Here is an 11,918-nt window from a genome sequence, read left to right as displayed (position 1 = left end):
GTTTCCATCGTCGCTGTGACCAAGGTCACGTCGACCGAAACTTTTAGGCGTGTGTGTTCAGTTTTCAAGGAACCAAACCTGCTATGAAAGCCCCACGAATGCTGATTCAGCGAAGCATAACGCGAAATCAGATGACGTGATTCTTTCGAGCAAGTGCCGCCTCTGTCGAAGCAGCCTAAGTACAATATCACGAACTGACGTTCGTTGTCACTGGTAAGTTTTTTCATCACCGAAGTGATCAGATAACTTGTCGGTGTCGAGCACCGCAAAGTGACGATAAGTAATATAGCATAGAGTGATCGAAATGGGCAATAGAAATTTATTCCGCTTTGATTTTATGAAGACTTATCGTGTCGAGGCGATGCTCTGCTGCCTTCTGTGACTCGGCTGCACCCCCTCGCAACTGCTCTACAACCACGCGATACACTCACAGATCCCCCGGAAATTCATCCACCCACTCAGCGTTGGCGTAGTGAATTGCACTGGTCATCTCGTCAAACGATGAGAAACACCCGATTGCCTTGCCGCCACACAGCGCTGCACCGACAGCCGCCTCTTCTTGATGGCGCGGAACCAGTAATGATTGACCAAATACTTCAGCCATCAACCGGGCCATGTACGGACTCTTGCGAATGGCGTTGCCTGCGCCCACCACGTGTTGGATGCTTGATCGCAATGCGCTTGGCAACAGCTGATAATACGCAAACAACTCAGAGACTACGCCGTGCAAAACACCCATCATGAGATCGATTGGCGTAAAATTATCCACACCGATGTTCATAATGGCGCCGCGCTCCTGTGGCGATTGTCTCGTTCCAAAAAACTTCGGCGAGACCTGTAACGTCGTATGCGACGGACGCTCCCCCATAAAATGGCCAAACTTGCGCACCGAGGTGTCCTTCGCGTCACGCAAACCTTTCTGCAGTGCACGCTCCATCGTCTCGTACAAAGATACTTGAACGGATGCGCCAAACAACTCGAGTACTTGCCGAAAAAACGACTCCACAAGTGCGTATGCGCCGCCTCCGCTCAACGTCGCCCCCACAAGCAAGTAGTTGTGAAAAAGAAATGGTCGCGTCTCAAACCCTTCGACGACCATGTACTCCGGCACCATCAGGGAAACCTGCGCACCTGTTCCCACGTTCACCAACAAGGTATCGGCGAGCGAGCGAACCGAGCCCAGGTGAGCGGCCTGATTGTCACCGATGGCGTTCGTCACGGCAATCCCGGCACGCGTCCGACCAATCACACTGCATGAAGGTGCGACTTCCGGAATGAAGGACAACTCAATCCCTGCGTGGTCAAGTGCCTCGACATCGAAGTTGAGACGGCGCTCGTCAAAAAGACCTAACGATGCAGCAAGTGTTACGTCCGTAACCGGGCGGGACAAGCCACTTAAACGCATGGTGACGTAATCGGCAATTGTGCAGAGTGCCACTGCGTCTTTTGGCACCTGCCGCTCGAAAACATGTGCATAATGCGTCAATAAACCGTACCCACTCGGCACTCGGTAACCCGTGCGCTCATAGAGAGAATCCGCATAAGTCATCTCCCCCTTGTACATACGCGTCCCCAGGTTATTCCGCCAGGTGTACAAGGGGCTCACCGGCATCCCCTGCGCATTTACATAGACAATACCATGCATTTGTCCTGACACACCAATGGCCCGGATTTCCCTGTGCCGCTGCAGGGTCTCTGACAAGATGTCCTCCACAATGTGCATAATGCGATTTGCATCTTGCAGTTCATCTTCCACCCGAATCACGAGTTGACTATCGTTCGCTCGCGTCACCGTATCTACCACGCCGCTCACCGCCGTATCCACTACGACACCGCAAATCGACGTCGTGCCCACGTCGATGTCTAACAGCTTCACCGCTTCATCCCCCATCTTCCACATCCATCACCACAACGTCTCGCCCTTCACTTTACAACACTCGCCGCTGTGGACTAAAGATAGGCGACAAAAAAAGAAAAACGGGCGCCATTGCGCCCGCCACCTCTATTTTACAGCTATCATGTGTCTTCACCTGACCTCACTTGCCGCCGAGAATCAAGCGCAAAGCTTGTTCATCAAAGCCGACTGAAAAAGGAGCCGGTCTTTCGCAGCGCGATTGCACGTCATAGTGCCGACCCGATTGCGCAGAAACGTGAATTCCCTCCATCAGTTCGACAATGTGCAACGCCAGTTCGCCACTGGCGCGATGGGGTCTGCCGTTGCGAACCGCATCGACCATATCGGCTACAGCCAGCCCGCGGCTGTTCTCCTCGAACCCAAATAGGTGCGCGACCTCGCTCCACGCTGTTGCACCCTTGCGGCGCACCCGTACGCTGCCAGTAAAATAATTCGGATCCGGCACACTCAACGTCCCCTCCGTCCCATAAATTTCGATTCGCGGAAGTTCAGCGTGCCACACGTCAAACGACGTGATGATGGTTCCGATTGCACCTTGTTCAAATTCGAGCAGACCCGTCACATGCGTCGGCACGTTCACGGGAATCTTTTCACCAAATCTCGATGCGGTCGTAATGGTGCGCTCTGGGAACGTCACCTGCGTCAGTCCAGTGAGTCGCCGTACAGGCCCCAATAAATTGACGAGTGCCGTGAGGTAATACGGCCCCATATCAAACATCGGGCCGCCACCGGGCTGGTAGAAGAAATCTGGGTTCGGGTGCCACGACTCCACGCCGTGCCCGACCATGAATGCGGTTGCAGCGACCGGTTGACCAATCCAGCCATCGTCTATCAACTTTCTAGACGTCTGTATAGCACTCCCCAGAAACGTATCCGGAGCCGCACCAACGCGAAGGTTCTTATCTTTCGCGAAAGCTAATAGTGCTAAACCTTCTTCCAAGTTGAGAGCCAGTGGCTTCTCCGAATGAACGTGCTTGCCCGCCTGCAGCGCGCTCATGGACACATTCGCGTGCGCACTCGGAACAGTCAAATTTATGACGAATTCGACGCCTTCATCTGCCAACAATTCCTCGACACTGCAAGCCTTCGGGATGTCAAATTGCTCAGCGCGACTTTTCGCGCGGGAAACGTCGAGATCGGCACAGGCGACTACATCCAAGCCGAATGCCAAACAGTTCTTAAAATAAATTTCACTAATGTTGCCACAGCCGATAATGCCTACCTTTGCACGCTCCACACACACGTCCTCCTTTTCCGAAACCGGTTGCACAACCAACCGATTGCTGGGTGCTCCCCGCGGTATTCCGCATCACTCTGCCCTAATTAGTCTACTCGTTATACAAAAGAAGACAACGCTTATCCTGTATTTTCGGAAGTTTCGATGTCGCCGCGTTTTTCGGCGATCCGATAATCTCCACCCGATTGTAGTACAATAAACGGCGCCACCAGGAGCCTATACATAGACAAAGTCTCAGGTATGGAGAGGAGATTCGAAGCGTTGAGTAAATCAGATTCAAACCTGGCGCGAAACCTCAAATCGCGTCACATCCTCATGATGGCGCTCGGCGGCACCATCGGAGCTGGGATTTTTCAAGGGAGCAGTTCATCCATTCACATCGCAGGCCCAAGCGTACTCATCACCTACCTCATCGGGGGACTCATTCTCTTGGTCGTGATGCGCGGACTCGCCGCCATCGCCCTGCGATATCCACAGGCCACCACGATTAAAGGCTTGATTGAGCCTATCTTAGGGCCCTTCGCAGGCTATGTCGCCGGCTGGATTTACTGGCTTGACTGGGTTCTTGTCATGGCAGCCGAGACAGCTGCAGCAAGCACTTTTTTGCAGTACTGGTTTCCCTCAGTTCCACTATGGGTCTTGGCACTGCTGGTCGCTATCGCAATGACCCTTCTCAATTTGACGCCTGTCCGCATCTTCGGCGAGACAGAGTATTGGCTCGCAGCCGTCAAGATTGTGACCTTATCCTTATTTATCATCTTTGGCGCTATTGTCCTAGCCACTCGCTACTCAGGCAGGCAAATCAGCCACAACTTAGTTGGACACGGCGGCTTTTTCCCGCATGGTATCGACGGAGTCGCAGCGGCCATGCTGGTTGTCATGTTCTCCTTTGGCGGCATCGAAATGATTGGTATGACGCTCGGGGAAACGGAGAATCCTGAACAAACCATTCCTCGCGCCGCACGCAACGTCATTGTTCGGATTTTGCTATTTTACTTATTGCCGATTGCCGTGATTGTGTGCCTTATCCCCTGGTCACAAGTCGGCGGTACACAAAGTCCATTTGTCACGGTCTTTTCCCAAATCGGCATTCCGTACGTCGGCGGAATCATGAACTTTGTCATGCTCACAGCGGTACTGTCCGCCATCAATACAGGGATGTACGCAACCAGCCGAATGCTGTACACGCAAGCAATGGACGGATTTGTGCCCAAGCTCTTCCGCAAGACAAACCAACACAACGTGCCTGTCACGTCCTTATTATTTAGCACCCTCTTTCTGTACGTAGGCGTCGCTGTCGCCTTTTTTGCGGGCAGCAACACGTTCAATGATTTGATGGTGATTCCTGGATACACGGTGATGATGGTCTGGATGCTCCTGCTCGTCAGTCAATGGCGAAACACAGGTGCGAAACCGACAACTATTTTGGCCCTCGCCGCCCTCGTCGCTATCTTCATCGCGGTGATAGTCACCTCGGCTGTCGCAGGGACTATCGTCAGCTTTGGTTGCGTTGCCGTGATTGCCATTAGTTATCTGTTCACACGCGCGAAGTCTTGACGTATCGTTATCCGACGTCACGCGAGCAGATCATACCTACACAAATTGCGCCAAACGGGAGATGAAGCCGATGAGCTTCCCTCCCGCCTTGACGCCCTTCATCCGATTCTTACTGCTGAATAAACTCCGCCATCGAGTGAACCGCAATCGTCCCTGCAGAAGCCGGTCGGAAGCGATTCTCACCACTTGGTCTTTGCAAAAACTGAACCGTCTTCGCTACGCCTGGGATTAAATCGAAATAATTATCGGAGAAAATCCCGTCCTCTTCCGAGGAAATCCAAACGTTTTTCGCCAGGATGTCGGTATCGAGTACAAATGTCGATCCACCACTGCCCCCGACCTCCCGCACCGTAATGGTTGGCATTTGCAGCGAAATTTGATTGGCTGGGACAAAATAGTGCTCCTTCGCATCGACAACTTCTCCATCTTGCTCCAACGTGACAACCAATACGACGTCACTTGCAGCATGATTGCCGACAAATGTCGAGACAGGCGCAGCATAGACGACGCTTGCCGTATTGCCTGGTACCGACACCGATTCAACTCGCTCGTGCAGACGATGACCGGCAAAGTCAAACACCTTCATGGAAAGCGTCCCGACCGTAGCGTCCAGAATGTCGGAAATCACGTGAACTTCAACCAAGTCGTCCGTCCCACCAATGGACACGGACACGTCGCGAAAACTCTTTTTCGCGTAATATTGCAGCGCCTTCCAGCGGCCGTAATAGTCCATGCTCGACCATGAAGCCACAGGCCAACAATCGTTCATCTGCCAATAGAGCGTCCCCATACAAAACGGTTTTTTGCGACGATGTGCCTCCATCGCCATTTTGATGGCCTCAGCCTGCAAGACCTGACTCATATACAGAAACGACGAAAAATCCTTCGGCTGTTTGAAATAAATATCCATGTACTCTTTAATCAGTCGATTGCCGTCGCCACTGCGTTGATGCCAACGCATCACGTCTGATTCCAACGCCATATCCGCCGCATCTGCGTACGTCTGGACCGTTTTCAACTCAGGAAACGATTGAAAACCATATTCACTCATGAACCGTCCGAGATAGACGTTATAGTTTGCAAACGGCTCAACAGCGTGCCAAACACCCCAATAGTGAATATCTCCGGAAGTCGAGTCGTTGCGCGCATGCTGATGTTTGTCATGGGTCAACCCTTGCATTGGCGACGACGGCCAATAAGCAGCACCTGGCGCAAGGCGCTCAATCACCTCGGGCAAGATACGATGAAAAATCGCTTCGTAGTCCGCCCAAATTTTTGCCCGAATTTCTGGCGAATACTGCTGTTTCCAGCCCCAACCGGCGTTCTCATCATACTGCGACCAGGCCGTGTCTATTTCGTTGTTCCCACACCACAACGCAATACATGGATGGTTCCTGAGCCGCGTGACATTCTCTTGCGCTTCCAGGCGGACGTTTTCCAAGAAGGGTTCGTCCCCTGGATACATGCTGCAGGCGAACATAAAATCCTGCCAGACCAGAATTCCGTATTCATCACACAGGTCATAAAACGCATCATCTTCATAGATGCCGCCACCCCAAACGCGCAGCATATTCATGTTCGACTCGACAGCTGTCACAATCTCATGCTGATAGCGTTCGTATGTCACTTCCGTGAGGAAACTGTCATTGGGGATATGATTCGCACCTTTTGCAAACACTGGCACGCCATTGAGCTCGAAATAGAACGAAGTCCCATCGGCGTCTTTCTCGCGAACAAGGCGTAGGGATCGTAAACCTGTTCGAGTCGACTGGTGGGCCACCTCGTGCGCACCACGCAACAATGTCGCCGTAAACGTATACAACGCTTGTTCCCCTAGGCCGCGCGACCACCACAGTGCCGGATTCTCCAGCACGATATTCACTTCCACCCGATTGATCCCCGTGCGCAACTCGACGGCTTGGCTCACATCGGCACCATCGGTCCGAATCTGAATGGTTCCTGCAAAATCCTCGTCGACTTCCACCGCGAGGACGGCAGTCAGCTTCGCGCGAGAGTGCTTTACGTCGTCCTGCTGGATAAAGAAATCTGTCATACGCGCCCCTGACCAAGCTTCCAACCAGACGTCACGCCAGATGCCACTCGTCACAAAGCGCGGACCCCAGTCCCACCCGTAGTGATAAGGCGCTTTCCGGGCGAACACACTGACCCGCTTATCGCCAAGACCTCCGCGTTCCGACTGATCATTCGTAGCCGGCAGCGCGTAGCCCAACTTCTCCAATTTCAGCAAATCCTCCTGGATGGGCGAGCGGAAATACACCCTGAGCACATTGCCCGTCGCCTTGAGCAGCGCTTTCACGTCCGCGCGCCACGTCCGAAACATATTATTTGCAGACAAAATCAATTGATTGTTCAGGTAGACGTCTGCATACGTATCCAAACCAGCAAACACCATCTCGACATGCGTGTTGGCCAGCACATCCGCCGACACGTCAAACTGGCTCGTGTATTCCCAATCCTTCTTATCAATCCACTGCAAATCACCCTCGTTTGTCCCATAGAACGGATCAGGAATGCGCCCATTGCGCAGCAAATCCGTATGCACACATCCTGGAACCTGCGCCGGCAGCCAATCGGATTCGTCAGCAGCTTTAAACTGCCAGTTGCCAATCGTGCTTCTATTTTCCCCCATGATGCCCTCCTGCTTTTGACCAGCGCAAGTACGACCAGCTCGTCGGCCATAAAATAACAGCCTAACCCCTACCTGCACTCCCAAACTGTTAGCGCTAACAAAGAATCTCTACGCCTTGCAATGTACCACAACACAGGTCACTTTTGTAGAGTAAAATAAGGCTAACAAAACCTAACTTTTAGGGAATGTCATTGAGTAGCGCGGTGGAATGCGTAGAAATATCCATCAACTAGCTACAACAGAGACTACATCCGCACATTTACGAAACAGAATAGAAACTTCTAGCTAGCTTCATGTGTGTACGTGTGCGACGTCGATGGTCGCCCCCGTGGCAGTGGGTGGGGGTAACCGGGGCACAAGGGCAGCACGGGGCGGTGCCTGCCAGGCCAACTTAGTGCAGAAAATCCGCCATATTCTCGACACCGCAGAAAATTCACAACATTTAGCGCAAAAATTACCTTGTGCCCGCAAAACCAGCGGAAATCAAGGCCAAAGGCGCCGAACAGGGCATTTTTTCGACCTAATCCGGCGGCTTTTCAGTTGATATGTCTTATAAGGGTATGTAGCTAAGATCCTGGGACTCCCGCGTGCGACTGCGGAGGCTGTTGGCAGGGTGATTAAGCGAGCATAGCACAAACTCATTTGGTGCGGTCGAGAGGACTTGAACCTCCACGGGGTTGCCCCCACAAGAACCTGAATCTTGCGCGTCTGCCAATTCCGCCACGACCGCATATACAGGGGACACGCTTATGTGCCACCGTTTTGAGTCTGGCGGAGCTGACGGGATTCGAACCCGCGATCTCCTGCGTGACAGGCAGGCATGTTAGGCCTCTACACCACAGCTCCGCGATATCAAACTGCTGGCGGAGTGAGAGGGATTCGAACCCTCGATACGGTTATTCACCGTATACTCGCTTAGCAGGCGAGCGCCTTCGACCTACTCGGCCATCACTCCATATGTGGTGGGTCATGAAGGAATCGAACCTTCAACCTGCCGATTAAGAGTCGGATGCTCTGCCAATTGAGCTAATGACCCACTTTCAAGGACGATACCGCCCAAGTCAATCAGTCGGCGACTGGCATCCCATAAGGATGAAACCAGTCACGACGATGGCTGCCGAACTAGGACTCGAACCTAGACTAACTGAGTCAGAGTCAGTCGTGCTACCATTACACCATTCGGCATCGAGTTTGTCAGTGCTTGACTACAATATCAAGCCTAACTTTGGTGGAGGTAGACGGATTCGAACCGACGACCCCCTGCTTGCAAGGCAGGTGCTCTCCCAGCTGAGCTATACCCCCGAAATTGTACTCGCACGTCCCATTATCGATCTCGCTAAAGCAACATCGATTGGTCGGAGCAGCGGGATTCGAACCCACGACCTCCTGCTCCCAAGGCAGGCGCGCTACCAAGCTGCGCTATGCTCCGTTATAGATGGCGTGCCCTGAGAGATTCGAACTCCCGACCTTTTGATTCGTAGTCAAACGCTCTATCCAGCTGAGCTAAGGGCACATGGCTGGGGAAGAAGGATTCGAACCTTCGCATGACGGTACCAAAAACCGTTGCCTTACCGCTTGGCTATTCCCCAACGTGGGGTGAGTGATGGGAATCGAACCCATGCATGCCGGAATCACAATCCGGTGCGTTAACCCCTTCGCCACACTCACCATATCATCCTTAAGATGCGTTTCTCATGCAGTATACCAAATATCCACACGAGTTTCATTCACATCATGGTGGAGGGGGAAGGATTCGAACCTTCGAAGCTTTCGCAACGGATTTACAGTCCGCCCCAGTTGGCCACTTTGGTACCCCTCCGGATGGAGCCACCTGTCGGATTTGAACCGACGACCTGCTCATTACGAGTGAGCCGCTCTACCCCTGAGCCAAGGTGGCATTTGTGGTAGCGGCGAGTGGATTCGAACCACCGACGCCACGGGTATGAACCGTGTGCTCTAACCAGCTGAGCTACGCCGCCACAGTGGCGGAGAGAAAGGGATTCGAACCCTTGAGACGGTTTTAGCCGCCTACACGATTTCCAATCGTGCTCCTTCGACCAACTCGGACATCTCTCCGCGATGGTGCGGCTAATAGGAATTGAACCTATGACCCCCACCGTGTCAAGGTGGTGCTCTCCCTCTGAGCTATAGCCGCACGAGGCGGACGTGATATTGTACACCACGTCTAATAAACGCCTCATCATGGAGCGGAAGACGGGATTCGAACCCGCGACCCTCGCCTTGGCAAGGCGATGCTCTACCCCTGAGCCACTTCCGCGTGTGGTGGGCGCTGACGGGCTCGAACCGCCGACCCTCTGCTTGTAAGGCAGATGCTCTCCCAGCTGAGCTAAGCACCCACTCGTGGTGACCCCAGCGGGATTCGAACCCGCGTTACCGCCGTGAAAGGGCGGTGTCTTAACCGCTTGACCATGGGGCCATGTACTGGAGCTCCCAACCAGGCTTGAACTGGTGACCTCATCCTTACCATGGATGCGCTCTGCCAACTGAGCTATGGGAGCAGATTGGCTCCCCGAGTAGGATTCGAACCTACGACCCTCCGATTAACAGTCGGATGCTCTACCGCTGAGCTATCGAGGAATGTGGTGGAGGTAGACGGATTCGAACCGACGACCCCCTGCTTGCAAGGCAGGTGCTCTCCCAGCTGAGCTATACCCCCACATCGACAGGCGAATACTTGTCCATCATCGTTAAAACAAAATGACGGCACTAGAACTGTAACTTACAAGCGCCTTTGTTCCAAATAAGTTACCATGGAGCGGGTGATGGGAATCGAACCCACGCTATCAGCTTGGAAGGCTGAAGTTCTACCATTGAACTACACCCGCACGTCTTTGGCGTGTCCGGAGGGATTCGAACCCGCGACCCACAGCTTAGAAGGCTGTTGCTCTATCCAGCTGAGCTACGGACACAAATGAGACTCACCTTTGGACGGATGGTGTCGAAGGCGGGACTTGAACCCGCACGGGTTTCCCCACACGCCCCTCAAACGTGCGCGTCTGCCGATTCCGCCACTTCGACATAAATTGTGACGCTAGTCCACATCGCGAAAAGCCGCGATATAGGAGAGCGAGATGTATGATAACACGGTTCGAAGAAATGGTCAAATAGAATTTTAATTGACAATTTGAAGCCTTGACACCCCAGTGTTTTGAAGGCACGTCGAGTTTCTCACTTGCATCACGGGCACCTTCTGAACCCACCTGTGATCCGAGATCATTAAATCACATCGTTGAATACACAAGCTCCCTGGCCGTATAATCCATACGAAATGCGTCTACCCGATGCGGGCATTACGCGATAGACAGCAAAAGACACAACACGTATATCGAACGCCACTTAAGGAGTAGATGCTACGATGCGGGCATATGTATGGATGTCCTGCGGAATGTATTTGATGAATGGGCTGGCTACGGCCGTGCTTGGAACGGTCTTGGCCCCCTTCCTCGCGCACTACCATGTTTCCTATGCACTAGGCGGCGTATTTGTACTATTGCAATTCGCTGGCTATCTACTTGGTGTGCCTGCCTCTGCAATCATTGTGAAGCGATATGGACACCGAATCGCCATCTTACTGGCCGGTTTGTGCATAGGCGTCGCGGAAACCACCATCGGCTGTTTACCATGGTTGCCAGTCGCCCTCTTGATGTCCTGCTTAAACGGAGTTGGTTTGGCCATGACCCAGACCACGATTGCCTCGTCGATGATAGAATGGTTTGAAGGGAGACGAGCGGTCATCATGAGTCGATTGGAAGTCGCATTCGGTTTAGGCTGTCTCCTTATTCCACTTTGTGAAAGTCGACTGCTCGCCGTACACATTTGGCAAGTGGGATTTTGGGTTGTCGGGATCTTTGCGCTATTGATTTCGCTCGCTTGGCCGTTTGTGCCAATCAACCCAGAGTCAAATGCAAACGAAGGGCCGATGGATGCTTACACACGTGCCCCAAAGGTAACAAGCACGCAATCGAAGGTTGTATTTATGGCACTCTTTCTCTTCATGATATTACTCTATGTCGGACTAGAATCGTGCTTTAACAACTTCCTCCCCGCCATTTTCATGTCATACTTGGGGCAAAGGGCGGACGTGGCCTCCCTCACTGTGACAGCATTTTGGACGTCGATGGTCGTTGGTCGCACCTTAACTGGATGGGCGATTCGAAAAGTAAATTACTCGCAGTTTCTTCTTACCAGCATCGGCGCAACGCTCCTATTTGTCATGGTCATGGCAAGTTGGCGAAGCATCAGCCTATTTTACGTCATTAGTTGCTTTATTGGACTCAGCATGTCAGGGATCTACGTGATCACTTTGGTCTACGCCAATCACACATTTCCAGGACAAGGGTCACGCGTCACGCGGTGGGTCACCGTGTTTGCCGGCGTAGGAGGTGCAGCCCTGCCGGGAATTTTCGGTTACTGCATGGACCAGTTGAGCGTGAACCAAAATCTCTGGCTGTTGGCTGGATTCACATTCCTGCTCCTGGCAACACTAGCTGTAATTGTTTATCTGGGTTCTGCTTGGACTCGCAAAGTTTTCAGTTGAT

At 52.8% G+C, this 11,918-nt stretch carries 5 protein-coding genes and 24 tRNA genes; 2 read left to right on the top strand and 27 right to left on the bottom strand.

Annotation, left to right across the window (positions count from 1 at the left end; translation table 11 throughout):
• Positions 1-427: 427 nt before the first annotated feature.
• Both J3482_RS15685 and J3482_RS15680 read right to left on the bottom strand, forming a co-directional pair.
• Complete coding sequence (locus tag J3482_RS15685; RefSeq protein ID WP_206922682.1) at positions 428-1,876, bottom strand: sedoheptulokinase; 1,449 nt, start codon at positions 1,874-1,876, stop codon at positions 428-430.
• 160 nt (positions 1,877-2,036) lie between these two features.
• Positions 2,037-3,152 (bottom strand): Gfo/Idh/MocA family protein, encoded by a 1,116-nt coding sequence (locus J3482_RS15680; protein WP_206922681.1) that lies wholly within the window; start codon positions 3,150-3,152, stop codon positions 2,037-2,039.
• 261 nt (positions 3,153-3,413) lie between these two features.
• Between J3482_RS15680 and J3482_RS15675 the strand changes: the two genes are divergently transcribed.
• Entirely contained in the window at positions 3,414-4,709 is a 1,296-nt protein-coding gene (locus J3482_RS15675) for an amino acid permease (protein ID WP_223204329.1), read from the top strand.
• Positions 4,710-4,818: 109 nt separating this feature from the next.
• On the opposite strand, the gene J3482_RS15670 is transcribed toward J3482_RS15675, so the two are convergent.
• The 25 genes from J3482_RS15670 to J3482_RS15550 form a co-directional block, all read right to left on the bottom strand.
• Positions 4,819-7,359: a beta-mannosidase gene (locus J3482_RS15670; RefSeq protein ID WP_146824816.1), complete on the bottom strand. Its 2,541-nt coding sequence runs from the start codon at positions 7,357-7,359 to the stop codon at positions 4,819-4,821.
• A 643-nt stretch (positions 7,360-8,002) separates the two neighbouring features.
• Positions 8,003-8,089, bottom strand: a tRNA-Leu gene (locus J3482_RS15665).
• A gap of 39 nt (positions 8,090-8,128) precedes the next feature.
• Positions 8,129-8,205, bottom strand: a tRNA-Asp gene (locus tag J3482_RS15660).
• 15 nt (positions 8,206-8,220) lie between these two features.
• Positions 8,221-8,314, bottom strand: a tRNA-Ser gene (locus J3482_RS15655).
• Between the two features lie 5 nt (positions 8,315-8,319).
• A tRNA-Lys gene (locus tag J3482_RS15650) sits at positions 8,320-8,395 on the bottom strand.
• Between the two features lie 75 nt (positions 8,396-8,470).
• A tRNA-Gln gene (locus J3482_RS15645) sits at positions 8,471-8,544 on the bottom strand.
• Between the two features lie 41 nt (positions 8,545-8,585).
• Positions 8,586-8,661, bottom strand: a tRNA-Ala gene (locus J3482_RS15640).
• 50 nt (positions 8,662-8,711) lie between these two features.
• A tRNA-Pro gene (locus J3482_RS15635) sits at positions 8,712-8,788 on the bottom strand.
• Positions 8,789-8,795: 7 nt separating this feature from the next.
• Positions 8,796-8,872, bottom strand: a tRNA-Arg gene (locus tag J3482_RS15630).
• 1 nt (position 8,873) lies between these two features.
• A tRNA-Gln gene (locus J3482_RS15625) sits at positions 8,874-8,948 on the bottom strand.
• Positions 8,949-8,951: 3 nt separating this feature from the next.
• A tRNA-His gene (locus tag J3482_RS15620) sits at positions 8,952-9,027 on the bottom strand.
• 67 nt (positions 9,028-9,094) lie between these two features.
• Positions 9,095-9,178, bottom strand: a tRNA-Tyr gene (locus J3482_RS15615).
• 3 nt (positions 9,179-9,181) lie between these two features.
• Positions 9,182-9,256: transfer RNA gene (locus J3482_RS15610), tRNA-Thr, on the bottom strand.
• Positions 9,257-9,261: 5 nt separating this feature from the next.
• Positions 9,262-9,338 (bottom strand) — tRNA-Met (locus tag J3482_RS15605).
• Between the two features lie 4 nt (positions 9,339-9,342).
• Positions 9,343-9,435, bottom strand: a tRNA-Ser gene (locus tag J3482_RS15600).
• Positions 9,436-9,439: 4 nt separating this feature from the next.
• A tRNA-Val gene (locus J3482_RS15595) sits at positions 9,440-9,514 on the bottom strand.
• 48 nt (positions 9,515-9,562) lie between these two features.
• A tRNA-Gly gene (locus J3482_RS15590) sits at positions 9,563-9,637 on the bottom strand.
• Between the two features lie 3 nt (positions 9,638-9,640).
• Positions 9,641-9,716 (bottom strand) — tRNA-Val (locus J3482_RS15585).
• A gap of 5 nt (positions 9,717-9,721) precedes the next feature.
• Positions 9,722-9,796, bottom strand: a tRNA-Glu gene (locus tag J3482_RS15580).
• Positions 9,797-9,802: 6 nt separating this feature from the next.
• Positions 9,803-9,878, bottom strand: a tRNA-Thr gene (locus J3482_RS15575).
• A 4-nt stretch (positions 9,879-9,882) separates the two neighbouring features.
• Positions 9,883-9,957: transfer RNA gene (locus J3482_RS15570), tRNA-Asn, on the bottom strand.
• Between the two features lie 3 nt (positions 9,958-9,960).
• A tRNA-Ala gene (locus J3482_RS15565) sits at positions 9,961-10,036 on the bottom strand.
• A 95-nt stretch (positions 10,037-10,131) separates the two neighbouring features.
• Positions 10,132-10,205: transfer RNA gene (locus J3482_RS15560), tRNA-Gly, on the bottom strand.
• Positions 10,206-10,212: 7 nt separating this feature from the next.
• A tRNA-Arg gene (locus tag J3482_RS15555) sits at positions 10,213-10,289 on the bottom strand.
• Positions 10,290-10,313: 24 nt separating this feature from the next.
• A tRNA-Leu gene (locus J3482_RS15550) sits at positions 10,314-10,398 on the bottom strand.
• A gap of 337 nt (positions 10,399-10,735) precedes the next feature.
• On the opposite strand from J3482_RS15550, the gene J3482_RS15545 reads away from it, so the two are divergent.
• Positions 10,736-11,917: an MFS transporter gene (locus J3482_RS15545; RefSeq protein ID WP_146824647.1), complete on the top strand. Its 1,182-nt coding sequence runs from the start codon at positions 10,736-10,738 to the stop codon at positions 11,915-11,917.
• Position 11,918 lies beyond the last annotated feature (1 nt).

Source organism: Alicyclobacillus suci (assembly GCF_017329615.1).
GTDB lineage: Bacteria > Bacillota > Bacilli > Alicyclobacillales > Alicyclobacillaceae > Alicyclobacillus > Alicyclobacillus suci.
The sequence above is the reverse complement of the archived record's forward strand: the minus strand, read 5'-3'. Positions and strand labels throughout refer to the sequence as shown.

Excerpts from the sequence above, each read along its gene's own strand:
- J3482_RS15545 (WP_146824647.1), top strand. The coding sequence starts at position 10,736 with ATGCGGGCATATGTATGGATGTCCTGCGGAATGTATTTGATGAATGGG.
- J3482_RS15670 (WP_146824816.1), bottom strand. The coding sequence starts at position 7,359 with ATGGGGGAAAATAGAAGCACGATTGGCAACTGGCAGTTTAAAGCTGCT.